24 protein-coding genes are annotated in these 21332 nt (G+C 67.4%); 10 read left to right on the top strand and 14 right to left on the bottom strand.

Going from position 1 to position 21332, the window contains the following annotated elements; all coding sequences use genetic code 11:
- Positions 1-98 precede the first annotated feature (98 nt).
- From AC1DMS_RS14525 to AC1DMS_RS14515, 3 genes are all read left to right on the top strand, one after another.
- Complete coding sequence (locus tag AC1DMS_RS14525; RefSeq protein WP_478181275.1) at positions 99-518, top strand: sel1 repeat family protein; 420 nt, start codon at positions 99-101, stop codon at positions 516-518.
- 124 nt (positions 519-642) lie between these two features.
- Entirely contained in the window at positions 643-975 is a 333-nt protein-coding gene (locus AC1DMS_RS14520) for a DUF1161 domain-containing protein (protein ID WP_478181274.1), read from the top strand.
- 14 nt (positions 976-989) lie between these two features.
- Positions 990-1826: an alpha/beta hydrolase gene (locus AC1DMS_RS14515; RefSeq protein WP_018905299.1), complete on the top strand. Its 837-nt coding sequence runs from the start codon at positions 990-992 to the stop codon at positions 1824-1826.
- Between the two features lie 17 nt (positions 1827-1843).
- Here AC1DMS_RS14515 and metC read toward each other — a convergent pair whose 3' ends face one another.
- The 4 genes from metC to AC1DMS_RS14495 all read right to left on the bottom strand — a co-directional run bounded on the left by metC (position 1844) and on the right by AC1DMS_RS14495 (position 6418).
- Positions 1844-3046 carry a cystathionine beta-lyase gene (metC, locus tag AC1DMS_RS14510; RefSeq protein WP_478181273.1) on the bottom strand — a complete coding sequence of 401 codons (1203 nt, stop codon included), beginning with the start codon at positions 3044-3046 and terminating at the stop codon, positions 1844-1846.
- Positions 3047-3081: 35 nt separating this feature from the next.
- Positions 3082-4092 (bottom strand): Bug family tripartite tricarboxylate transporter substrate binding protein, encoded by a 1011-nt coding sequence (locus tag AC1DMS_RS14505; protein ID WP_027730745.1) that lies wholly within the window; start codon positions 4090-4092, stop codon positions 3082-3084.
- A gap of 59 nt (positions 4093-4151) precedes the next feature.
- The gene (locus AC1DMS_RS14500) at positions 4152-5738 is read right to left on the bottom strand and encodes a rhodanese-like domain-containing protein (RefSeq protein ID WP_062365820.1); all 1587 of its coding nucleotides are present in this window, start codon (positions 5736-5738) and stop codon (positions 4152-4154) included.
- Positions 5739-5827: 89 nt separating this feature from the next.
- Complete coding sequence (locus tag AC1DMS_RS14495; RefSeq protein WP_478081156.1) at positions 5828-6418, bottom strand: mercaptosuccinate dioxygenase; 591 nt, start codon at positions 6416-6418, stop codon at positions 5828-5830.
- Between the two features lie 108 nt (positions 6419-6526).
- Here AC1DMS_RS14495 and AC1DMS_RS14490 point away from each other — a divergent pair, with 108 nt between their 5' ends.
- Positions 6527-7399: a LysR substrate-binding domain-containing protein gene (locus AC1DMS_RS14490; protein ID WP_015866748.1), complete on the top strand. Its 873-nt coding sequence runs from the start codon at positions 6527-6529 to the stop codon at positions 7397-7399.
- 30 nt (positions 7400-7429) lie between these two features.
- Here AC1DMS_RS14490 and AC1DMS_RS14485 read toward each other — a convergent pair whose 3' ends face one another.
- Together AC1DMS_RS14485 and AC1DMS_RS14480 are read right to left on the bottom strand one after the other, a co-directional pair.
- The gene (locus tag AC1DMS_RS14485; protein ID WP_478181272.1) at positions 7430-8359 is read right to left on the bottom strand and encodes a DMT family transporter; all 930 of its coding nucleotides are present in this window, start codon (positions 8357-8359) and stop codon (positions 7430-7432) included.
- 2 nt (positions 8360-8361) lie between these two features.
- Positions 8362-9234, bottom strand: a complete 873-nt coding sequence (locus AC1DMS_RS14480; protein ID WP_478181271.1) for an NAD(P)-dependent oxidoreductase — start codon at positions 9232-9234, stop codon at positions 8362-8364.
- Between the two features lie 128 nt (positions 9235-9362).
- Between AC1DMS_RS14480 and AC1DMS_RS14475 the strand changes: the two genes are divergently transcribed.
- Entirely contained in the window at positions 9363-10232 is an 870-nt protein-coding gene (locus tag AC1DMS_RS14475) for a LysR family transcriptional regulator (protein ID WP_478181270.1), read from the top strand.
- A 10-nt stretch (positions 10233-10242) separates the two neighbouring features.
- On the opposite strand, the gene AC1DMS_RS14470 is transcribed toward AC1DMS_RS14475, so the two are convergent.
- From AC1DMS_RS14470 to AC1DMS_RS14460, 3 genes are read right to left on the bottom strand one after another with little or no spacing between them, the layout of a single operon-like run.
- On the bottom strand, positions 10243-11073 hold the full coding sequence (locus AC1DMS_RS14470; protein ID WP_015866747.1) for an urease accessory protein UreD: 831 nt from the start codon (positions 11071-11073) through the stop codon (positions 10243-10245).
- Positions 11074-11112: 39 nt separating this feature from the next.
- Positions 11113-11643, bottom strand: coding sequence for a nucleoside deaminase (locus AC1DMS_RS14465; protein ID WP_319427276.1), 531 nt, complete (start codon positions 11641-11643; stop codon positions 11113-11115).
- On the bottom strand, positions 11640-12680 hold the full coding sequence (locus AC1DMS_RS14460; RefSeq protein ID WP_062365825.1) for an ABC transporter substrate-binding protein: 1041 nt from the start codon (positions 12678-12680) through the stop codon (positions 11640-11642). The genes AC1DMS_RS14465 and AC1DMS_RS14460 overlap by 4 nt, the downstream gene beginning before the upstream one ends.
- Positions 12681-12976: 296 nt before the next feature.
- On the opposite strand from AC1DMS_RS14460, the gene AC1DMS_RS14455 reads away from it, so the two are divergent.
- A complete protein-coding gene (locus tag AC1DMS_RS14455) occupies positions 12977-14059 on the top strand; it encodes an aromatic ring-hydroxylating dioxygenase subunit alpha (protein WP_478181269.1) in 1083 nt (360 codons plus the stop codon).
- A 299-nt stretch (positions 14060-14358) separates the two neighbouring features.
- Here the strand turns inward: AC1DMS_RS14455 and AC1DMS_RS14450 are convergent, their stop codons facing one another.
- Positions 14359-15660: a D-amino acid dehydrogenase gene (locus AC1DMS_RS14450; protein ID WP_478181268.1), complete on the bottom strand. Its 1302-nt coding sequence runs from the start codon at positions 15658-15660 to the stop codon at positions 14359-14361.
- A 129-nt stretch (positions 15661-15789) separates the two neighbouring features.
- Between AC1DMS_RS14450 and AC1DMS_RS14445 the strand changes: the two genes are divergently transcribed.
- The 4 genes from AC1DMS_RS14445 (at position 15790) to AC1DMS_RS14430 (ending at position 18018) form a co-directional block, all read left to right on the top strand.
- Positions 15790-16257, top strand: coding sequence for a winged helix-turn-helix transcriptional regulator (locus AC1DMS_RS14445; RefSeq protein ID WP_015866742.1), 468 nt, complete (start codon positions 15790-15792; stop codon positions 16255-16257).
- Positions 16258-16312: 55 nt separating this feature from the next.
- Positions 16313-16711, top strand: coding sequence for an OsmC family protein (locus tag AC1DMS_RS14440; RefSeq protein WP_369663341.1), 399 nt, complete (start codon positions 16313-16315; stop codon positions 16709-16711).
- A gap of 142 nt (positions 16712-16853) precedes the next feature.
- Positions 16854-17750 (top strand): lipid A hydroxylase LpxO, encoded by an 897-nt coding sequence (gene lpxO, locus AC1DMS_RS14435; RefSeq protein ID WP_436300628.1) that lies wholly within the window; start codon positions 16854-16856, stop codon positions 17748-17750.
- 43 nt (positions 17751-17793) lie between these two features.
- Positions 17794-18018 (top strand): oxidoreductase-like domain-containing protein, encoded by a 225-nt coding sequence (locus AC1DMS_RS14430; protein ID WP_307595221.1) that lies wholly within the window; start codon positions 17794-17796, stop codon positions 18016-18018.
- 14 nt (positions 18019-18032) lie between these two features.
- On the opposite strand, the gene AC1DMS_RS14425 is transcribed toward AC1DMS_RS14430, so the two are convergent.
- The 4 genes from AC1DMS_RS14425 to AC1DMS_RS14410 are packed head-to-tail and all read right to left on the bottom strand — an operon-like array spanning position 18033 to position 21194.
- Positions 18033-18509, bottom strand: coding sequence for a nucleoside deaminase (locus tag AC1DMS_RS14425; protein WP_018905309.1), 477 nt, complete (start codon positions 18507-18509; stop codon positions 18033-18035).
- 10 nt (positions 18510-18519) lie between these two features.
- The gene (locus tag AC1DMS_RS14420) at positions 18520-19290 is read right to left on the bottom strand and encodes an ABC transporter permease (RefSeq protein WP_015866737.1); all 771 of its coding nucleotides are present in this window, start codon (positions 19288-19290) and stop codon (positions 18520-18522) included.
- Positions 19291-19299: 9 nt separating this feature from the next.
- On the bottom strand, positions 19300-20160 hold the full coding sequence (locus tag AC1DMS_RS14415) for an ABC transporter ATP-binding protein (protein WP_015866736.1): 861 nt from the start codon (positions 20158-20160) through the stop codon (positions 19300-19302).
- Complete coding sequence (locus AC1DMS_RS14410; protein WP_015866735.1) at positions 20160-21194, bottom strand: ABC transporter substrate-binding protein; 1035 nt, start codon at positions 21192-21194, stop codon at positions 20160-20162. Before AC1DMS_RS14410 ends, AC1DMS_RS14415 begins: the two co-directional genes overlap by 1 nt.
- Positions 21195-21332 lie beyond the last annotated feature (138 nt).

Here is a 21332-nt window from a genome sequence, read left to right as displayed (position 1 = left end):
CAGGCGCCGGCTGAGCCTGGCTGCGCGAAATCCAGTTTCTCGCGGCCGCCGCCTGCTGCCACGATGGCCTCCACGCAAACGAGTGGTGGAGTACATCGATGGCCTCCGAATTGAATCAAATCGCAAGCTGGTCGCTGCGCTGGCGCATCGGCCTTTCGGGCGCCCTGTGCCTTGCGGCGGCGCTCTCTGCGGCGCAGCCGCCCGATGCGGGCGTCGTGCTGCACGCCGAGCAGCGCTTCCAGCTGGCACTGGAAGCGCAGGCCGCCCGCGACTACCGCGCGATGCTCGAACAGCTTCGGCAAGCGGCGGCCGAGGGCCACGCCGAGGCGCAGGAGATGCTGGGCATGGTGCTGCTGGCGGGGCCGACGCTGTACGGCGCCGCCATCAGGGCCGACCGCTGCGAGGCCCGCCAGTGGATGCTGCGCGCCGCCTCGCAGGGCAGCGAGACGGCCAGGGTGCAGCTTGCCTTCCTCAACAGACTGCGCCAGTCTCCGGCCGGCAGGAACGCCTGCGGCTGAGCCTGCGAGTGCGCGGTACGGGCAGTGACGCCTGGTTACCGCATCGTGCGCGAGGATGCGTCGCCGGAAAATGAAGGGCTAGACTCTTTGTTTGCCAAACCCTCCGCTGCGAGGCCGACTCATCATGAAACCCTGGTTGATTCCCATGGCGCTTGCCCTGACGGGCACCGCCCACGGCGCCGAAAACTGCGAAGCCCTGCGCACCCAGATCGAAGCGAAGATTGCCGCGGCCGGCGTGACGCGCTTCGCCGTCATCACCGTCGATGCCAACGCAGAGGCGCCCGGGCAGGTGGTGGGCAGCTGCGATCTCGGCAGCAAGAAGATCGTCTACCAGCGCGAAGACGCTCCCGCCGCAGGCGCGGCCCCGGCGCGTCCGAGCGCAGGCCCGGCCGGCGAAGAGATATTGACGGAGTGCAAGGACGGCACGGTGTCCGTCGGCGGCGACTGCAAGAAGTAAGCAGGAGCCAAGCCTTGTCATCTTCCAAAGCCTTTCGCATTGCACTCTCGGCCTCGGCCGCCGCCATTGGCGGCATGGCGGCGTACTGGACCCTTCTTGCCACGCGGCAGGGGCACATCCTCTTCAACGCCAGGAAGCTTCCGGTCGTCCACCTGTCCGACGACTTTTCCACCTACTCCCACACCGTGCCGGGCGGCATGGTGCGCGGCTACGTCTACCACCCGCAGGGCGAAGACGCGCTGCAGGACCTGTTCATCTATTTTGCCGGCCGGGGCGAGGACGTCCGCGCCACCGCGCAGGCGCTGCACTGGCTGCCGGAGGGCTTCGGGTTTGCGGCGGTCAACTACCGCGGCGTGGCCGACTCCGAAGGGCATCCCTCCGAGATCGCCTCGGTGGCGGACGCGATCCAGTTTGCCAACCACCTGCGCAAGGCCTTTCCGCAGGCGCGCCTGCACGTGGTCGGCCGCAGCCTGGGCACGGGCGTGGCCATCCAGCTGGTGGCGCAGCAGGACTTCTCGAGCCTGCAACTGGTCACGCCCTACGACTCGATGCTCGAAGTGGCGAAGAAGCGCTTTCCGCTGGTTCCGCTCGCGCTCTTGCTGCGGCACCGCTTCGACTCGCTCACGCACTGCAAGGAAGTGGCCGCCAAGACCCAGGTGCTGCTGGCCGAGCGCGACGACGTGGTGCTGCCCGAGCGCTCGCAGAAGCTGATCGCGGCCTGGCCCACGCCCATCAGCGTGCAGACCGTGCCTGCCTCGGACCACCACAGCATCATGGGGCTCGAGGCGACCTGGCTCCATCTGGTCGACTTTGCGCTGACGGCCATTCTTCCCGAGCCGATCGCGGCCTGAGCTGCTGCACAGGTGCCTCAGCCGGCACCCAGCGCCGCAAAGCCGCATTCAAGATCGCGCAGCAGGTCCGAGGGCGACTCGAGCCCCACGTGCAGCCGCACGACCGCGCCGCGTGCGCTCCAGTCGGTCACGCTGCGCGCCGCGCGCATGTCGGCCCAGGCCACCAGGCTTTCGTAGCCGCCCCAGGACGAGCCCCGGCCGAACAGCGACAGTGCATCGACGAAGCGCTCGACCGCGGCGTTCTCGGTGCCCGGCTGCAGCTCGAACGAGACCAGCCCGTTGGTGCCGCGGCAGTCGCGCTTCCAGAGCGCGTGGCCCGCGTGCTGCGGCAGCGCGGGGCAGAACACCGCCGCCACTTCGGGCCGCGCCTGCAGCCAGTACGCCACTTCCATTGCATGCCGCTCGTGCATCTGCAGCCGCGCGGACAGCGTGCGCATGCCGCGCAGCACCAGCCAGGCATCGTCCGGGCTCACCGTCATGCCGAAGGCGTCGCAGCGCTCGTTGAGCGGCTGCCAGGCTTCGCGCGTGGTGGCCACGGTGCCCATCATCACGTCGGAGTGGCCCGAGAGGTACTTGGTGGCGGCCATCAGCGAGATGTCGGCGCCCAGTGCAAGCGGCCGGTATTGAACGCCCGAGCCCCAGGTGTTGTCCGCGGCAACGAGCGCGCCGCGCGCATGGGCCAGCTCGGCCAGCTTCGGCAGGTCGCACATCTCGTAGACCAGCGAACCGGGGCATTCGGCATACACGAGCTTCGTGTTGGGCTCGAACAGTTCCTCCACACCGCTGCCGTCCGCGGCAAAGAAGCTGCAGCGGATGCCATAGGGATCGAGGAAGGAATGCACGAGCTTGCGCGCCGGCTCGTACACGCTGTCCGACATCAGCACATGGTCGCCGGGCTTCAGGTACGACAGCAGCACCATGCCGATGGCGGCCAGGCCGGTGGGAAAGAGGCGCGTGCGGTGGGCGCCTTCGAGTTCGCTCACCGCGTCCTCGAGCGCGAAGGTGGTGGGCGTGCCGCGTGCGCCGTAGCTGAAGGCGCGCTCTTCGCCGCGCCGCGCGCGCGTCTCGCGCATGGCGGCCACGCTGTCGAACAGCACGGTGCTCGCGCGCACCAGCGGCGTGTTGACCGGCGAGCCGCCGAAGTAGGCCGGGGCCTTGCCGGCGTGGGCGAGCCGGGTGTCGAGGGAGTGGCCTGCGGTGTCTTTGGACGAATCGGACATGGTGTGTTCCAGCGAGCGCGGGCCTCTATGGTGCGTCAATCGGCCTTGGCGCCCGAAAGCTTGACGATGCGCGACCAGCGGTCGATGTCCTGGCGCAGCTGCGCGGCAAAGGCTTCGGGCGTGTTGGCCACCACCTCGCTGCCGCCGTCGTTCACGAGCTTGGTCACCTCGGGCAGGCGCAGCGTGCGCACGATGGCTTCGTTCAGGTAGGCCACGCGCTCGGGCGGCGTGCCGGCCGGCGCAAAGAAGCCGTACCAGTCCTCGAAGCGGGCATTGGCATAGCCCAGCTCCTCGAGCGTGGGTGCCTTGGCGAACACGCCGATGCGGCGCGGGCTGGTGACGGCCAGCACGCGCAGCTTGCCGTTCTGCACCATGCCCGCGACCGAGGAGGTCGAGGTCACGAGCACGTCGACCTGTCCGCCGAGCAGGTCGGTGAGCGCGGGGCCGGCGCCCTTGTAGGGCACATGCGTCATGTCCACGCCGCTGTCCTTTTGCAGCACCACGCCGACCAGGTGCGAGAGCGTGCCGTTGCCCGGCGTGGCATAGGTGAGCTTGCCGGGGCTGGCCTTGGCGCGCGTGGCCAGGTCGGCGAAAGTCTTGTAGGGCGAATTGGCTTCCACCACCAGCGCGAGCGGCGCCGCGTTGATCTGCGTGATCGGCACGAAGTTCTTGATCGGGTCGAAGCCGGGCGCCGAGTAGAGCGAGGGGTTCACCGCCATGATCGACACCTGCGAGGTCAGCACCGTGTAGCCGTCGGGCTTGGCCTCGGCCACCGACTTGGCGCCGATGTTGCCGCCCGCGCCGCCGCGGTTGTCCACCACCGCGGCCTGTCCCATGATTTCCGGCAGCCGCGTGGTCACCAGCCGCGCCGTGGCGTCGTTGCCGCCGCCCGGGGGAAAGGGCGAGACGAACTTCACCGGCTGCGACGGAAAGCCGTTGCGCGCAGGCAGCGGCTGGGCCGAGGCCGGCTGCAGCGCCATGGCCGCGAGCCATGCGGCAGCGATTGAAAGACGGGCAAGGCTCGGAATGCGAAAGGCAGACGACATGACGAAACTCCTGGAATAGGAACTGACAACGGCGAACGGAGAAAGCGAAACCGGGGGAGCTAGGCGTGCCGCGCGGCGGAAGCGGTGGGCAGCCTGAAGGCCGAGCGCTCCTGCGCATCGAGCTGCGCGACCAGGCCGGTCTCCCAGGCGAGGTAGCGGCGCGCCGCTTCCTTGTTGCCGTCGTGGCGGTCGTGCACGAAGAACAGGTAGTCGATGCAGTCCGCGTCCGCGGGCAGGGCGGGCGTGGCCTGCACCGGCAGGCCGGCATTGCGCCATGCGGCCATGCCGCCTTCGAGCAGCAGCGGCGCGGGCGAGAGGCCGGCCAGCTCGGACGCCGCGGCCCATGCCGCGAGCGCAGCGTCGTCGGCCACCAGCACGAGCTGGCGCGTTTCGCTCTTCACGTCCTGGGCGAGGCGCGGGCGTATCGACCAGCGCGCCTGCGGGATGTGGCCGGCGCGGAACTGCATGCTCGGGCGCAGGTCGACCAGCGCCACCTCGCCCTGCGCAAGGCGGGCGGACAGCGCCTCTGCATCGATCGTCGCCAGCGCGGGTGCAGCGGGCGCGGCGGCGGGCGCGAGCGACAGCCCGCTCGCGAGTCCGCCTTCGAGCACGCTCGCTTCGTGGCCCATCTGCCGCAGCCAGTGCGCAATGGTGGGCGCGCGCACGCCGTCGTCGTCGAACAGCACGAGCCGCGCGCCGCGCACGCCGACGTACTGGTCGCCGGCCTGCATCAATTGCCCGCCGGGCGTGTGCTGCGCGCCGGGCAGCGTGCGGGCCGCGAATTCCTCGGGCGTGCGCACGTCGCAGAGAAACAGGCTGCGGCTGCCGTCGCCGGCCCATTGCTGCACCGTTTGCGCCGTGACCGTGGGCACGCCGAAGCGCTCGGCCAGTGCCTTGGCGGCCGGCCGCAGGTCGGTGTTGCCGCTGTCCGGCGCATAGCGCCGCGTGCCGCCGTGCTCCAGCGCGTGGTCGTTCAGGTACCAGCCCTGCGTGCCGTTCTCCAGCGCATAGACCGGGTTGGGCAGGCCCAGGTTGATGAGCGTCTGCGCGCCGATGATGCTGCGCGTGCGGCCCGCGCAATTGATGACGATGGGCGTGGTGGTGTCGGGCACCAGCCGGCGCACGCGATAGGCGAGCTCGCCATTGGGGCAGCAGGTGGCCGTGGGGATGTTCATCTTGTGGAACTCGCTCACCGGCCGGCCGTCGAGCACCACCACCTTGTCCTTGCGCGCCAGCATCTCGGCCAATTGGTCGGCGCTCACGCGCGGCGTGTGATAGGCCTCTTCGGCCAGTTCGCCGAAGGTCTTCGACGGCAGGTTGACGCCCGCGAAGAGCGCATGGCCTGCGGCCTTCCAGGCGCGGGTGCCGCCCTGCAGAACGTGCACGTCGGTGTAGTCCAGCGCGGCGAGGCGGCGGGCGGCGCGCTCGGCCACATCGGAATCGCCACCGTCATACGCGACCACGCGCACGCTGCGGCGCGGCATGAGGCGCGGCGCATCGAGTTCGAGCCGGCTGAAGGGCAGCGGAATGCCGTAGAAGAGGTGCGCCTCGCCGTACTGACCGTGCTCGCGCACGTCGAGCAGCGCGATCTCGCCGCCGTCGTGCAGCCAGGATTTGAGGGTCTTCGGGTCGATGAAAGAGGTCATGGAAAGCAAGCCGTTGGAACGAACGCGGTCCTGCGAGGCCGCGCCCGGCGCGGCCCGCATGAAAGAGACGAGGTTGGAAGAAGAGGGGCCTAGCGGCGCGTCTGCACGCCGATGCCCATCGTCTGGCAGGTGCCGGCTTCCAGGTCGTACGCGGTGCGCTGGTTCAGCGTCTCGAGCGCGCGGCCATACATGTGCAGGTGCCGAATGACCTGGTCGCCCTGGATCTCGACCGAGTGGATGTCCTCGGGCATCAGCGCAATGCCCTTGCCGGGCGCGACCACCACCAGCGCGGTTTGCTCGAGCTTGCCGACGCCCGGCACCGAGCCGTCGTCGCGCCGCTCGTACACGCGGTTGTGCTCGGTGCCTTCCACCGCGGCAATGCAGGCCCAGGTGGTGTGGTTGTGCGGCACGATCTTCTTGCCCGGGCGCATCACGTTGAGATAAAGCGCATAGCTCTGGTCCGGGTCCTCGGCAATCAGGTAGCGGGCCTGGTGCTCGCCGGCCTCGGGCGCCGGAAAGTCGGCGGGCCCCCAGTAGTCGGTGCGCGCGGCCAGCCCTTGCAGCGCGTCGAGCACCGCATCGAGCTTTTCGCGGGTTGGTTCAGCGCCGCCAATGGCTTTCTTCATCCGGTCGATGGACGCGGCGACCGCCTCGCGGCGTGGGTCGGACAGGGTGCTCATGCAGGGTTCTCCAGTGGGGATGCGTGTCTTGGTGTGCATTCACTGTAGTGACCAGAGCGTGACCCGACAATCCAGCCGGCGCAACAAATACATCAATAAAATTAATGTATGCCCACGCTCGATCTTGAATTGCTGCGCTCCTTCGCGGCCGTCGTCAGCCACCATAGCTTTGCGGCGGCGGCCGTGCACCTGGGTCGCACGCAGTCGGCCATCACGCAGCAGATGCAGCGGCTCGAAGAGCAGGTGGGCCACGCGCTGTTCGCCAAGCAGGGCCGGCAGAAGCGCCTCACCGAGCATGGCGAGCGGCTCCTGACCTACGCGCACCACCTGCTCGCGCTCAACGACGAGGCGCTGCGCAGCCTGCGCCAGGGCGAGCTCGAAGGCAACCTGCGCATCGGCGCGCCGCACGACGTGGCCGAGACCATGCTGCCGCTGCTGCTCACCGAGGTGGCACGCACCTCGCCGCTGCTGCAGCTGGACATCCACATCGGCCGCAGCCCCTATCTCATGACCTCGCTCAAGAGTGGCGAGGTCGACATGATCATCTCGAACCGCGCCGACCCGCAGTTCGACGGCGTGGTGCTGCGCAATTCGCCGACCGTGTGGCTCTGCGCCGCCAGCTACGTGCACGACCCATCCAAGCCGGTGCCGCTGATCATGGCCGACGGCCCCAGCATCTTCCGCCGCATCGGCCACGAGGCGCTCGACGCCGCCGGCGTGGCCTGGACGCCGCGCTACACCTCGTCGAGCCTGATCGGCATCAAGGCCGCGCTGCGCGCGGGCCTCGGCGTCACGGCGCGCGGCGTGGAGCAGCTCGACGCGGGCCTGCGCGTGCTGGGCGCCGGCGACGGCATGCCGCGCCTGCCCGACCTGGCGTACTACCTGTACGTGCGCAGCCACGTGGTGAATCCGGTCACGCGGCAGGTGTTCGAGACATTGAAGAAGCACCTGCGGCTGCCGCGGACCGACATGCCGGCTTGAAATGTTCCGCACGCGTTGTGCGCCGCTTGCTCACCTTGGCTTGGCGCGCGTCCCCGTCACCACCAGTGCGACCCCGCCCATCACCAAGGCAATTCCGGCCAGGGTGAGCGCAGCCGGGATTTCCTTGAGAAACAGCGCACCGATCAATGCAGCGAGCGCCGGCGCGAGGGCACCGAAGATGGCCGCCCTGGGAGCGCCGAGCCGGCGCACGGCCTCGGTATAGAAGTACATCCCGAGGATCGCGACCAGAATGCCTTGCGCGACAACCTGGAACCCGACGGCCGCCGGTGGCGCAGTGAAGATGTTCGGGGTGAACCAGAAGAAGTAGATCGGTGCGAACAGCACGGCGGAGCACACGTTCACCAGCGCGGTTGCGTGCCAGGGACTGATGCCGGAGCGGCGCTGCGCAATGGTGAAGCTTGCAAAGCACAGGCCAGCCAGCAGGAACAGCAGATCGCCTCGCCACTCGCCCGCCGCACGGTTGGCAAGGAGCGCATAGCCGCCGATGCAGAGCACGCCGGCGAGGACGACCGCCATGCCGCCGAGTTGCTGGCGGCTGAACTTTTCACCGAACAGAACGCCGGACAGCACCGCCACCCAGATCGGCATCGTTCCGATCATGAGCGTGGCGACATGCGAGGCGGGTGCGAAGCGCATGCCTACAGAACCGAGCATCATGAAAGGCACTCCCGCGCCCAGCACCATCACCAGCAGCCGCGCGACGCCGATCTGTGCGAGGCCAAGGCCCTTTCGAGCCAGGATGGGCCACAGGAGCAGGGCCGAAACACTGAAGCGAAGGAACGTCACGTCGTGCGGCCCCAGGGTGGTGGTCACGGCAAACCGCGTGGCCACCGACCAGCTCGACCAGATCAGCGCAACCGCAAGGCCGCACAGCACGCCCGCGGCCAGCGAGTGCCGTCCCGTGGATGCCGAGAGCGCGGTGGAAGAAGCTGCGGACATGGCTACCTGCCCCTGCGCAGGATCTTGATGATGCCGATGGCATCGTCCTGCGATTGCCCCGCCTGCATGGCCTCCGCAAACAGCGAACGGTTGGCCGTGGCAATCGGAAGCCACACGCCGCGTTGCTCCGCTTCGTCGCAAACCAGCCCGATGTCCTTGGCCACATGGCGGATCGGGGCCTGCTGGGCAAAGTCGTTCGACACGAGCTTGGCGACTTTCGAGCGCAGCACGTCGTTGGCCAAAGGGCCGGCCTGCGCCATGTCGAGAAACTGCTGCACGTCCAGGCCGATGCCTGCAGCGAAGTGCGTCGCCTCCGAAATCGCCTCGAAGCAGGCGATCAGCAAGAGCTGATTGGCCAGCTTCATGCGCATGGCCATGGGAACCGGGCCGCAGCGAACCGTCTTCTTTCCGATCGCGTCGAACAGTGGCTGCACGTGGTCGATGTGCGCCTGTTCGGTGGCCGACGCCAGGATCACGAGCTGCGCCGTTTCGGCGGGCTGCCTGGAGCCCGAGACCGGTGCTTCGACGTAGTGGGCGCCCGCGGCCGCGAGGCTGGTGCCAAGCGCCGTCGAGTACGCCGGTGCCACGGTGGCCATCAGCACGATGGTCCGGCCGCTCACAGGCGCGGTGATTGCGCCCTCCGGGGAGCGCTCCAGGACCTGGTCCACCTCCAGATGGCTCGGCACCATGATGATGACGGCCTCCGCGGCCTCGAAGACCTGGCCCGGCGTGTCTGCGACCTCGATGCCCAAGGGGCGCAGCACATCGCAGCGAGCAGGCGTCCGGTTGTAGACCGTGACGCTGTGTCCCGCCTTCTTGAGATTCTTCGCCATGGGTTCTCCCATGACGCCAACACCGATAAGCCCGATTTTCATGATGACGTTCTGCGGGTATTCCTGACTCAGGAAACCATTGCCTTGTTGAAGTTGCAGAGAACTCTAAAGAGAATGCGCTTGGCAAAGAAACGACAAATACAGAACGAACAGTTCAGGGAAGGCGATGCATGGAGTTCTCGGATCTGCAGATTTTTCGGACCGTGGTCCAGGCCGGCGGCGTGGTGCGGGCGGCCGAGGTGCTGCATCGCGCACAGTCGAGCGTGACGGCTCGCATCAAGGTGCTGGAGGAAAAGCTGGGCGTCCCGCTGTTCCTGCGCGAGGGGCGCCGAATGCAGCTCACGCCCTCCGGCAAGATACTTGTCGGCTACGCCGATCGCATGCTCGACCTGGCCAGGGAAGCGGCCAATGCCATCAAGTCGGACCGGCCCACCGGCGTGCTGCGCCTCGGCGCGATGGAAAGCACGGCGGCGGCCCGCCTGCCCGAGCCACTCGGCCGCTTCCACGAGCGCTACCCCGATGTGGCGTTGGAACTCTTCTCGGGCGATCCTCTCGACCTGGTCAAGCAGGTTCTTTGCTCGGAACTGGATGCGGCGCTCATCGCGGATCCCGTCGCCGATCCTCGGCTCGAGTCCATCGAGATCTATGACGAGGAGCTTGTGATCGTCGCCGAGGCCAGACACGCACGCATTTCGTCGCCGAAGGATCTGCCATCGAAGACGATCCTGGCCTTTCATCCAGGCTGCCCGCATCGCAAGAGGCTCGAGGACTGGTTCCTGCGCGGCCGCGTCGCGCCCGGCCGAATCGTCGAGGCCGGCTCCTACCACCTGATCCTTGGCTGTGTCGCTGTCGGCATGGGCATTGCGCTGGTGCCGTACAGCGTGCTCGACAGCTACGCGGAGCGCGATCGCCTGAGCGTCCACAGGCTGCATTCGAAATTCGGCCGCGCCAAGACGAGGTTGGTGTGGCTCAAGGAAGCCCCTCAGACCAAGATACTCGCGCTATCGGCCGTCCTGCTGGAAAGCTACGGCGCGCGATAGGCCCCCCGCGCTAGGTGGCCCAGATCCGCGGCGAACTCGCCGGCAACTGCCACAGCTCGGCGCGCCAGGCCTGCCACACCTGCCGCAGCAGCTGCATCGCGGGCTCGACCACCGGCGCGAGCACGCGCAGCACGACGATCTCCGCATGCGGGCTGGTCGCGCCGGCGCTCTCCTGCAGCCCGTGCGCATCGATGGCGGTGCGTGCGAGCGCAAGCAGCGCCTCGCGCCGCGCCCGCGCGGCCGGCGTGCCCGACACGAAGAACAGCGACGCGATGCAGCGATGCCCGCCGAAGCCCAGCGGGCTCTGCAGCAGCCGATGGTCGGCCGCGTCGATGCGCCCGCGCTCCAGCCACACGCCCGGCACTTCGATGTGCTGCAGGTAGGTGCCGCGCTCGAACGGCTGGTTGGCGTTCGGCAGGCCGAGGGCCGTCACGTCCCAGCCGATCATCTCGGCGCCGGGCTCGGCCTCGATGGTGAGCCGGTTCTCGGCGCGGCAGCCGCTGTAGCAGATGGCCTCCAGCGGCAGCCACTCGAGCCGCGCGCCCTTGGCAAGCCGGATGCGCGTGCGCTGCAGCGCAAGCTCGCCTTCGGAGCGGTAGAAGCGCGACGCGCCCGGCGTGGTGATCAGGCCATGGCTTGCGTCGGCCGCCTCGATGTCGATGTCCAGCGTGTCGCCGCCCACCAGCCCGCCCGGCGGATGCACCAGCACGTTGTGGCAGATCGCATCGCCTTCGGGGTAGAGGCTTTGCAGAATGCGCAGCGGCCCGTCATGGCGAAAGCGCGCGACGCTGCGGGCGGCTTCCTGCCGGTAGTCGAGATGAAGATGGGCGTGCCAGGACATCCAACGAGTCTATTCGCCCGGCACCGCCGCGCGCGGCAGCTAGCTGGCCCAGGCGCCGTCGTGCGCAGCGCTGGCCTCGTCGAGCAGCGCGGGCCCGATGCATTCGATCGGATGCGGCGAGGCGCGGAACACGTCGCGGCACGACAGCTCGGCATCGCGCTGGTCCTGCCGCTCGCCGCGGAACACGCGCAGCCGCTCGGCGTCGATGCCGAACACCACGCGGCCGATGTTCGACCAGAAGATCGCGCCCGCGCACATCACGCAGGGCTCGCCCGATGCATAGATGGTGGCGCCGGCAAGCTCTTCGCGCGTGAGGCCGCGCCCCGCGAGCGCGCGCAGCGCGTTCATCTCCGCGTGCGCCGTGCAGTCGCCGGATTCGGTGTTGCTGTTGGCCGCTTCGGCCAGCACTTCGCCGGCCGCCGAGACGATGACCGATCCGAAGGGCCGGTTGCCGCGGCGGCGCGCCGCATGCGACCAGACGATGGCCTTGCGCAGGTAGCGCCCGTCGCGTTCGTCGAGCGTGGCTTCTTCGGGGAGGGTGGAATGGAGGTTGCTGTTGCTGAAGTTCATGCCTTGGTGGGAATCATGCGTTCGTTGCGCGATGGCAGCATCGACGTGTTGAAGATGGCGTCGGACGAGGGCTTGACCTTGAGGCCGAATACGTCGGCGACCTCGTCGACCTGCTGTTCGAGCGTGAGCTTGCGGATGTCGCCGAGACCATGGCCGCGCGTGTCGGCGGCGCCTACATATTGCGCCGTGACACCCCAGCGTTCAAGCTCCATTTTCTCGTCGAGGATGGGTTCGCGCTGGCGCATGGCCGCAATGCTGGGCGCCGGATTGGCAAAGGTCTCGACGATGGCGCGGTTGGTGGCGCGCAGGAAGGCCGCAACCACCCTGGGGTTCTGCGCGATCAGGTTGCTGCTCGCGAGGATGGCGTTGCCGTACAGGTTGACGCCCGCGTCCGCATACTTGAGCACCGACAGTTCCTCCGCCTTCATGCGCGCGAAGAGCGAAATGGCAGAGTCGTGAAAGTAGGTGGCGGCATCGACGTCGCCGCGCACCATCACGTTGTCGCGCGCGCTGAAGTCGGTGGTCTGCCACTGGAAGGCGTCGCTGCGCATGCCCTGCTTGCGCGCCACCATCGGCCATGCGCGGCGGGTCGATTCGACGGCTGCCGCGGCCACCTTCTTGCCCGCGAGGCTTTTGAAGTCGGCCGTCACGCCGCGGTCCTTGCGGCCGATGATCACGAAGGGTGCGCGGTTGTAGTACTGGTACACCGCCTGCACCATCGGGGTGCCGGGGTTCTGCGCATTGAACTCGACCAGCGAGCTGATGTCGCCCAGCCCCATCTGGTAGACGCCGCTCGCGATGCGCGTGATCGACGCGACCGAGCCGGCGCCGGTGTCGATGGCCACGTCCAGGCCTTCGTCCCGGTAGTAGCCCTTGCTGTGCGCGAGGAAGAAGGGCGCGGTCTGGCCGTTGATGCGGAAGTCGAGCGTGAACTTGAGCGGGGTCGGCTTGCCGCCGCCCTGGGCAAAGACGGCGGGAGCGGCAAGGGTGCTGGCGGCGGCACTGGCCGCAAGAAAAAAGAATCGACGACGTTGCATGGTGGGCCTCGGAATCCTCGGGTCTTGAATCCCTCCGCGCAGGGCGGAAGGCACTTCAAGAGCAATTTCCGGGCGGGCGCACAAGGGTGGTGCGTGCGCTGCTGAACGCTTCTACTCTTGCGGGAGTCGATGCACGAGCCATGCCAGGGCTTGAATGCGTGGCGGACCCAAGCCACAATGCAGGCGCGCAATTTGCATGGCAGGTGGCGCAGAGTAGAAGCGTTCAGCCCTTGCGGCAGGAAATTGCTCTTTCAGGTTCGTTCGTACCCACGCGCAACAACAGAAGGAGTCCACGCATGCTCGTCACCCAACAACCCGTCTTCCGCAAGTTCTGGCATGCCGTCATGCCGCTCACCGAACTGGCCAATGGCCCGAAGCCCTTCAGGCTGCTGGACGAAGACATCGTTCTCTTCATCGATGCTGGCGGCCAGCCCGCCGCGCTGCGCGACCGCTGCTGCCATCGCACCGCGAAGCTGTCGAAAGGCTGGTGCGTCGATGCCGAAGGCCAGGCCTGCGGGCAGGGCGCCATCCAGTGCGGCTACCACGGCTGGACCTACGACCGCAGCGGGCAGGTGATCCGCATTCCGCAGTACGAGGCCGAGCGCAAGATCTCGCCGGAGTACCGCACCACCGCCTACCGCTGCACCGCGCGCTACGGCTACGCCTGGGTGGCGCTGGAAGAACCGATTGCCGACATTCCGGCCATTCCGGAGTTCGACGATCCGGGCTACCGCACGATCTTCCAGTTCTATGAAGAGTGGCAGACCAGCCCGATGCGCGCGCTCGAGAACTCGTTCGACAACTCGCACTTCAGCTTCGTGCACCGCGCCACCTTCGGCGTGGCCGCGAGCCCGAAGCCGAGCAAGTACGAGCTGGCGGAGAACGACAACGGCTTCTACGCGGAGACAGTGATCGAGGCGGCCAACCCGGTGAAGTTCCACGCCATCAGCGGCGTGACCGACGCGATCACCACGCGCCACATGCGCAACGCCTACTTCCTGCCGTTCTCGCGCCGGCTCGACATCGAATACCCGAGCGGCGTGCGCCACATCATCATCAACTGCTTCACGCCCATCGACGACGGCCGCATGCAGCTGTGCCAATGGCTGTTCCGCAACGACACCGAGGCCGACTGCACGGCGCAGATGCTGATCGACTTCGACGAGGCGGTCACGCGCGAGGACAAGGACATCCTCGAATCGACCGACCCTGATGCGCTGGTCGACACGCGGCGGCGGGGTGTTGAATATTCGATGGAGTCCGATCGGCCGGGGATGCTGATTCGCAAGCACCTGATGCAGTTGCTTGCTAAGCATGGCGAGGCGGAGGTTTATCGCGGCATGAGCAGCGGGGCGATTCCGATTGCCAAGGCTGCTTGAGCGGTGTTGTTGTTGTCGTTCAGGGCGCGCTCCCGTCGACGGGGTACCTTGCTCCGCGAATGTCCCCCGGCCTTCGGCCTCCTCCTTTATTTCGCTGCGCAAGGCACCCCATCGGCGGGAGCGTTATGCGGAGCGGTCGTTGATCAGCGATGCACCCAGAGCGTGCCCAGGTGCACAGGGCATCGGGTGCTCCCCGCAGCGAAATAAAGGAGGAGGCGAAGCCGGGGGACATTCGCGGAGGGGAGTACCCGGTGGCCTGTGCACGCGCCCTGAATGGATCCCCAAAACGTAGACGTCAGTCAGGCCGGCGCAGTCGCGGGATTCGAACGCGCAGTGCGCGGCTTCCCTTGCGTATAGCGATCCATTGCCAGCCCGTCCGTGCGGATTTCAGGCCGCTGACCCATCACGAGGTCGGAGATGAGCTTGCCCGAGCCGCAGGCCATGGTCCATCCGAGCGTGCCGTGGCCGGTGTTGAGGAACAGGTTCTCATAGCGCGTGGCGCCGACGATGGGCGTGCTGTCGGGCGTCATCGGGCGCAGGCCGGTCCAGAAGGTGGCGCGCGGCAGGTCGCCGCCGGGGAACAGGTCGCTCACCACTTTTTCGAGCGTGGCGCGGCGGTGCGGGTTCAGGCGCAGGTCGAAGCCGCCGAGCTCGGCCATGCCGCCCACGCGGATGCGGTTGTCGAAGCGCGTCACGGCCACCTTGTAGGTCTCGTCGAGCACGGTCGATTGCGGTGCCAGCGATTCGTCGACCAGCGGCACCGTGAGCGAGTAGCCCTTGACGGGGTACACCGGAATGTCCAGCCCCAGCGATGCGATGGCGGCGCGCGAATAGCTGCCGAAGGCCATTACGTAGCGGTCGGCCGTGAGGATCTTGCCGCCGCTGGTGCGCACGCCCGTGATGCGGTCGCCCGCCATCTCCAGGCCTTCGACCGGCTGGCCGAAGCGAAAGTCCACGCCCAGGCCGCGCGCGATGTCGGCCAGGCCGCGCGTGAACAGGTGGCAGTCGCCGGTTTCGTCGTTCGGCAGGCGCAGGCCGCCCGCGAGCCGGTCGCGCGCACCGGCCAGTGCGGGTTCCACGCGTGCGAGCGCATCGCGGTCGAGCAGCTCGTAGGGCACGCCGCATTCCTCGAGCACCGCGATGTCGCGCTGCACCGCGTCGAGCTGCGCCTGGGTGCGGAACAGCTGCAGCGTGCCGCCGGTGCGGTGCTCGTAGCTGAGGCCGGTTTCCGCGCGCAGCTGCTGCAGGCAGCCGCGGCTGTATTCGGCCACGCGCATCATGCGTTCCTTGTTGGCCGCATAGCGTTCGGGCGAGCAGTTGCGCAGCATCGCGGCCATCCAGCGCAGCTGGAACAGTGTGCCGTCGTGGCGGATCGACAGCGGCGCATGCTTCTGGAACATCCACTTGATCGCCTTCAGCGGAATGCCGGGCGCGGCCCATGGCGTCGAGTAGCCCGGCGACACCTGCCCGGCGTTGCCGAAGCTGGTTTCCTCCGCGGGGCCGGCCTGCCGGTCGAGCAGTGTCACGTCGGCGCCGGAGCGCGCCAGGTAGTAGGCCGTGGTGGTGCCGATCACGCCGCCGCCGAGAACGATGACTTTCATGGGTATTTACGCGAATGAAGGTGAATGCATGGAATCTAAAGCGCACAATCCAGTGGATTCCATTGTTTTTTGAAGATTTGCAGTGGATTTCGCTGTGGATACCAAGCCAATTGCCAGCGCCGGAGTGAAATGCCCGAACTCGACCGTATCGACCGCAAGATCCTCGACCTGCTGCAGCGCCAGGGCCGCATTTCCATGACCGAACTCGCCGAGCGCATCGGCCTGTCGGCATCGCCCTGCGCCGAGCGCGTGAAGCGCATGGAACGCGAGGGCGTCATCAGCGGCTACCACGCGCATGTGTCGCCCGAGGCGCTGGGCAAGACGCTGCTGGTGTTCGTGGAGATCAAGCTCTCGGCCAAGTCGGGCGAGGTGTTCGACAAGGTGCGCAAGGAGTTGCTGCACATGCCCGAGGTGCTCGAGTGCCACCTGGTCTCGGGCAGCTTCGACTACCTGGTGAAGGCGCGCCTGAGCGGCATGAGCGAGTACCGGCACCTGCTCGGCGACATCCTCAAGAAGCTGCCCGTGGCGGCCGAATCGCACAGCTACGTGGTGATGGAGGAAATCAAGGAAACGCTGATGCTCGCGGTCGACCGCTGAAGCGGGTGGCGGGCTACCATCGCGCCCGGCATCCACACCCCACAAGGACATCGGCATGAGCATCACGGTCCGGCGCGACGGCATCACGGGTACGCGTCACATCCTCAAGATCCGCAACCACGAGATTCCCATCGATGCCTCGCCGGCCGGCGGCGGCAGCGATGCGGGGCCGCAGCCGCATGACCTGTACGACGCATCGCTGGCCGCCTGCAAGGCGCTCACCGTGCTGATCTACGCGCGCCGCAAGGGCATGCCGGTGGAAGACATCGAAGTGATCATCGACCGCGACGACAGCGAGGAGCGCAAGGGCGTCTACCGGCTCAAGTCGAGCCTGCGCGTGACCGGCGAGCTGACCGCGGCGCAGCGCGACGAACTGCTGCGCGTGGCCGGCAAGTGCCCGGTGCACCGGCTCATGACCGAGGTGAAGACCGAGATCGAGACCGGCTGGGCCTGAGTGGCGCCCACTCGCGCAGGGCGTGGGGTGCGGGTCCTGGACATCGCTGGACAGGGCCAAAAAGGGCCTGGTCAGGTCGAATTTGGGGCGACGAATTACACTACCCGGCTACCCCCGCGCCGTCTACAGGACACTTTCAACAATGAAGTGGGTCATTCTTGCCATCTTCGCGCTCAGCGCGCTCTACGTTCATTTCCGCGGCCAGGTCCGGCATCGTTTCTTCAGGCAGCTGTCTGATCACTCGACCTTCCTCGCGCCGCTGAACGCCTTCATGTACATCTTCTCGAAGGTGCCGAGCACGCCGTACCTGTCGCCCGCGCAATTTCCCGAGATGCGCGTGCTCGAGGAAAACTGGCAGGTCATCCGCGAAGAGGCGCTCGCCATGCGCAACGGCGGCAGCATCAAGGCGTCGAGCCAGTTCAACGACGTGGGCTTCAACTCCTTCTTCAAGAGCGGCTGGAAGCGCTTCTACCTCAAGTGGTACGACGAGGCCCATCCCTCGGCCGCCATCCTGTGCCCCCGCACCACCGAGTTGCTCAAGGGCATCGGCACCATCAAGGCGGCCATGTTCGCCGAACTGCCGCCGGGCAGCCGCCTGGTGCGCCACCGCGACCCGTTCGCCGGTTCGCTGCGCTACCACCTGGGCCTGTGGACGCCGGGCGTGGAGGGCTGCTACATCGACGTGGACGGCCAGCGCTACCACTGGCGCGATGGCGAGGCCGTGGTGTTCGACGAAACCTACATCCACTACGCCGAGAACACGACCGACCACGACCGCGTGATCCTGTTCTGCGACATCGAGCGCCCGCTGAAGTACCGCTGGGCCAGCGCCGTGAACCGCTGGTTCGCCAAGAACCTGCTGGCGGCGGCGGCCTCGCCCAATGATGCCGGCGACAAGACGGGCGGCATCAACCGCGCGTTCAAGTACATCTACCAGATCCGCGTGATCGGCAAGCGGCTCAAGGCCTGGGACAAGCGGGTGTACTACCTTGTGAAGTGGGCCATCTTCGGCGGCCTGGCGCTCTGGATCTTCTGGTAAGGCGCCAGCCTGCCGCGCGGTGCCCGGCCACCGCTGCCAGCCCATGTCCATCGCAGACAAAGACCTGCCCGTTCCGGTCGATCTTGCCAGTGCCCAGGCGCTGATCGCGAGCGTCCAGTCGCTCCTTCAGGCCCGGGGTCTTGCCTTGCGCATGCCGCCACCGGAGCCCACCACCTGCTGCGGACGCGGCTGCAACGGCTGCGTGTGGGAAGGCTGGCTGGCCGCCGTGGCCTACTGGCGCGACGAGGCCACGCTGCTGCTGGCCTAGCGCTACCTAACGCTCTAACGCGCCTCCCAGAACCCGCGGTGCGTGGCGATCATTTCTTCCGCCACCTCGGCCACCGGCCCGATCACCTCGATCTTCTTCTGCCCGCGCGCGAACACTTCGCGGCAGGGCAGGCTCAGCGTGGGGTTCTCGGGGTGGTCGCCCGTGAGCGCGAGCAGGGCGCTTTCTTCCGCGCCGTAGACGATGCGGCCGATGTGGGCCCAGTAGCTGGTGCCCGCGCACATGGCGCAGGGCTCGAAGGTCGTGACCAGCGTGCATTGCCACAAGTAGTCGGCCGGCCAGTTCTGCGCCGCGTGGCGCGCCAGCGTGGCTTCGGCGTGGTTCACCGTATCGATGTTGCCCTGCTCGGCCAGGATGGTTTCGCCGTCGGGCGCGACGAGCACCGCGCCGAAGGGGTGGCGGCCCATGGCCATGGCGCGGCGGGCCACTTCGTCGGCCCGGCGCAGCGCGCGGATGATCTGGTCGCGTGTCATCCGTGGTGCCCTATTGGTTTTGCGATCCGCGATGCGCCCAGCCGGTCGTGTGTTTTTCGATCACGCTGAAGAGCTCGTACATCAGCATGGCCATTGCGCCCACCACCATCAGGCCCGCGAAGGCCAGGCCCATCTGCATGGCCGAGCCGGCCGAAATGAGCAGGTAGCCGATGCCTTCGTTGGCCGCGGTCATTTCGCTCACCGTGGTGCCGACGAAGGCGAGCGTGATCGCCACCTTGAGCGAGCCGAAGAAGTAGGGCATGGAGCGCGGCAGGCCGATCTTCATGAGCACGTCCCAGCGCTTGGCGCCGAGCACGCGCAGCACGTCCTCGAGCTCGGGCTCCAGCGTGGCAAGGCCGGTCGCGATGTTGACCATGATCGGGAAGAAACTGATCAGGAAGGCCGTGAGGATCGCCGGGCCGACGCCAATGCCGAACCACACCACGAGGATCGGCACGAAGGCCGCCTTGGGCAGCGCGTTGAAGGCCGTCATGAGCGGATAGATCGCCGCATACGCGATGCGCGAGCTGCCGATCACGAAGCCCAGCAGCACGCCCACCACAATGGCCAGGCCGAAGCCCGCCATCGTGACCCAGAAGGTGCGCCACGCATGGCCCGCGATGATCTCCTTGAACTCCCAGAACTGGGTCCAGATGCGCAGCGGGCTCGGAAAGATGAAGTCCGACACGCCGAAGCCCGCGCAGATCACCTGCCACAGCAGGATCACGGCCACGAGCAGCAGCCAGGGCGACCAGCGTTCGATTTGCTTGGTGTTCTTCATGGCCCGCCTTCAGTGGGACACCGCGGCAGCGGCCGTTTGCGCCGCGCTGATGCCCGTGTTGCGGATGGCGCCGATGTGGCCGCGCAGCTCGAGCACGATGTCGGTGAATTCCTTGGTGTAGGTGAGCTCCAGCTCGCGCGGACGCGGCAGCTCGATCTCGCGCTTGACCACGAAGCGGCCCGGGCTCTTGCTCATCACGTACACCGTGTCGGCCAGGAACACCGACTCGCGCAGATCGTGCGTCACCAGGATGACGTTGAACTGCTGCTCGGTCCAGAGGTCGCGCAGGATGCACCAGAGCTCCTCGCGCGTGAAGGCGTCGAGCGCGCCGAAGGGCTCGTCGAGCAGCAGCATCTTGGGCTCGTGGATGAGCGCGCGGCAGATGCTGGCGCGCTGCTGCATGCCGCCCGAAAGCTGCCATGGAAACTTGTCTTCATAGCCCGCGAGGCCGACCTTCTGCAGCAGCTTGCGCGCGCGCTCGACGTATTCCTTGCGTTTGGCCTTGAAGCTCGAGCGGTAGGGCTCGACGATCTCGAGCGGCAGCAGCACGTTGTCGACCGTGGTGCGCCACGGCAGCAACGACGGCGCCTGGAACGCCATGCCCGAGATCTTGAGCGGCCCGGTCACGGGCTGGCCGTCGATGCGGATCTTCCCCATCGACGGCATCTTGAGGCCCGTGGTGAGCTTCATGAAGGTCGACTTGCCGCAGCCCGAGGGCCCGACGATGGCAATGAATTCGCCGCGCTTGACCTTCAGGTCGATGGCCTCCACCGCGAAGTGGTTGGCGCGCAGCAGCTCCTCGTTGTAGGCGAGCCAGACGTCCTGGAAGTCGACGAAGGGAGCAGCGGCCGCGTTCGATGCGTCCGCCATCACTTGCGCAGCACGCCGCTCAGTTCGGCCGCGGGCGGCAGCAGCGCGGCGGTCCACACGGCATCGGGGCTCACGCGGGTCTTGGTGTTGAACGCGTCCGACACCTGCGAGGCCATCAGCGACATGCGGCCCGCGTTGACCACGCCAAAGCCTTCGCTGCGCGCGTCGGCACTGTTGATCACGGTGTCGATGGCCAGCTGCAGGCGGCGGGTTTCGAGCTTGCTGTCGATGATGCCGTCGCGCGCTTTCACCGATTCGATGGCCACCGCCGGATTGGCGATCACTTCCTTCGCCCCCTTGGCAAAGGCCGAGAGGAATTTCTTCACCGCTTCCGGGTTCTCCTTGATGAGCTTGGGCGAGGCGATGATCACGTTGCCGTAGAGCTTCACGCCGTAGTCGGGGTAGGGCAGCACGACGATGTCGGCGGCCTTGGCGCCGCGCGCCTCGAGGTTCAGCAGCGAGGTGAAGGTGAAGCCGGTGATCGCGTCGATGTCGCCGCGGATCAGCATGGTTTCGCGCAGCGTCGGGTCCATGGCGGTCCAGTTCACGGCGCCGATGCTGTTGGCCTTGGCGAAGATCGGGAACGCGCGGCGGCCCGCGTCGAACACCGGCGCGCCGAGCTTCTTGCCCGCGAGGTCGCCCGGCTTGGCGATGCCGCTCTTCTTGAGCGCCATGACCGAGGCCGGCGTGTTGTTGTAGACCATCATCACCGCGACCGGCTTGTTGGGGCTGTCGGGGTTGTTGGCGTGGAATTCCATCAGCGCCGCGAGGTCGGCAAAACCCATGTCGTAGGCCCCCGAGGCCACGCGCGTGACCGTGCCGCCCGAGCCGTTGCCCGCGTCGATGGTCACGTCCAGGCCCGCAGCCTTGAAGTAGCCTTTGGCAGCGGGGTGCAGGAACAGCGCGGCCGGTCCTTCGAAGCGCCAGTCGAGCTGGAACTTGATCGGCGTCGTCGTCTGGGCCAGGGCCGGGGAAAGGCCGAAGCTGAGGGCCGAGGCGGCGAGGAAGGACTGGAGCAATTGGCGCTTGTTCATGCGGGATCCGTTGGAGGTGAATGCTTCTGCATTCAAGCAAAAACGGTGCCCGCACGCGATTGGTGCGAACCCTTCCGCGGAACTGTTGTGGTGCGCAATGGGGGGCAGCGGGGGCCACGGCGCACCGGCTTGGGCCGC

The sequence above is a fragment of the Variovorax sp. 05T418 genome, assembly GCF_056396385.1.
The sequence above is the reverse complement of the archived record's forward strand: the minus strand, read 5'-3'. Positions and strand labels throughout refer to the sequence as shown.

What these genes read in the sequence shown, in the direction of transcription:
- AC1DMS_RS14525 (WP_478181275.1), top strand. Translation starts at nt 99, where the DNA reads ATGGCCTCCGAATTGAATCAAATCGCAAGCTGGTCGCTGCGCTGGCGC.
- AC1DMS_RS14520 (WP_478181274.1), top strand. Translation starts at nt 643, where the DNA reads ATGAAACCCTGGTTGATTCCCATGGCGCTTGCCCTGACGGGCACCGCC.
- metC (WP_478181273.1), bottom strand. Translation starts at nt 3,046, where the DNA reads ATGTCCGATTCGTCCAAAGACACCGCAGGCCACTCCCTCGACACCCGG.
- AC1DMS_RS14505 (WP_027730745.1), bottom strand. Translation starts at nt 4,092, where the DNA reads ATGTCGTCTGCCTTTCGCATTCCGAGCCTTGCCCGTCTTTCAATCGCT.
- AC1DMS_RS14500 (WP_062365820.1), bottom strand. Translation starts at nt 5,738, where the DNA reads ATGACCTCTTTCATCGACCCGAAGACCCTCAAATCCTGGCTGCACGAC.
- AC1DMS_RS14495 (WP_478081156.1), bottom strand. Translation starts at nt 6,418, where the DNA reads ATGAGCACCCTGTCCGACCCACGCCGCGAGGCGGTCGCCGCGTCCATC.
- AC1DMS_RS14490 (WP_015866748.1), top strand. Translation starts at nt 6,527, where the DNA reads ATGCCCACGCTCGATCTTGAATTGCTGCGCTCCTTCGCGGCCGTCGTC.
- AC1DMS_RS14485 (WP_478181272.1), bottom strand. Translation starts at nt 8,359, where the DNA reads ATGTCCGCAGCTTCTTCCACCGCGCTCTCGGCATCCACGGGACGGCAC.
- AC1DMS_RS14480 (WP_478181271.1), bottom strand. Translation starts at nt 9,234, where the DNA reads ATGAAAATCGGGCTTATCGGTGTTGGCGTCATGGGAGAACCCATGGCG.
- AC1DMS_RS14475 (WP_478181270.1), top strand. Translation starts at nt 9,363, where the DNA reads ATGGAGTTCTCGGATCTGCAGATTTTTCGGACCGTGGTCCAGGCCGGC.
- AC1DMS_RS14470 (WP_015866747.1), bottom strand. Translation starts at nt 11,073, where the DNA reads ATGTCCTGGCACGCCCATCTTCATCTCGACTACCGGCAGGAAGCCGCC.
- AC1DMS_RS14465 (WP_319427276.1), bottom strand. Translation starts at nt 11,643, where the DNA reads ATGAACTTCAGCAACAGCAACCTCCATTCCACCCTCCCCGAAGAAGCC.
- AC1DMS_RS14460 (WP_062365825.1), bottom strand. Translation starts at nt 12,680, where the DNA reads ATGCAACGTCGTCGATTCTTTTTTCTTGCGGCCAGTGCCGCCGCCAGC.
- AC1DMS_RS14455 (WP_478181269.1), top strand. Translation starts at nt 12,977, where the DNA reads ATGCTCGTCACCCAACAACCCGTCTTCCGCAAGTTCTGGCATGCCGTC.
- AC1DMS_RS14450 (WP_478181268.1), bottom strand. Translation starts at nt 15,660, where the DNA reads ATGAAAGTCATCGTTCTCGGCGGCGGCGTGATCGGCACCACCACGGCC.
- AC1DMS_RS14445 (WP_015866742.1), top strand. Translation starts at nt 15,790, where the DNA reads ATGCCCGAACTCGACCGTATCGACCGCAAGATCCTCGACCTGCTGCAG.
- AC1DMS_RS14440 (WP_369663341.1), top strand. Translation starts at nt 16,313, where the DNA reads ATGAGCATCACGGTCCGGCGCGACGGCATCACGGGTACGCGTCACATC.
- lpxO (WP_436300628.1), top strand. Translation starts at nt 16,854, where the DNA reads ATGAAGTGGGTCATTCTTGCCATCTTCGCGCTCAGCGCGCTCTACGTT.
- AC1DMS_RS14430 (WP_307595221.1), top strand. Translation starts at nt 17,794, where the DNA reads ATGTCCATCGCAGACAAAGACCTGCCCGTTCCGGTCGATCTTGCCAGT.
- AC1DMS_RS14425 (WP_018905309.1), bottom strand. Translation starts at nt 18,509, where the DNA reads ATGACACGCGACCAGATCATCCGCGCGCTGCGCCGGGCCGACGAAGTG.
- AC1DMS_RS14420 (WP_015866737.1), bottom strand. Translation starts at nt 19,290, where the DNA reads ATGAAGAACACCAAGCAAATCGAACGCTGGTCGCCCTGGCTGCTGCTC.
- AC1DMS_RS14415 (WP_015866736.1), bottom strand. Translation starts at nt 20,160, where the DNA reads ATGGCGGACGCATCGAACGCGGCCGCTGCTCCCTTCGTCGACTTCCAG.
- AC1DMS_RS14410 (WP_015866735.1), bottom strand. Translation starts at nt 21,194, where the DNA reads ATGAACAAGCGCCAATTGCTCCAGTCCTTCCTCGCCGCCTCGGCCCTC.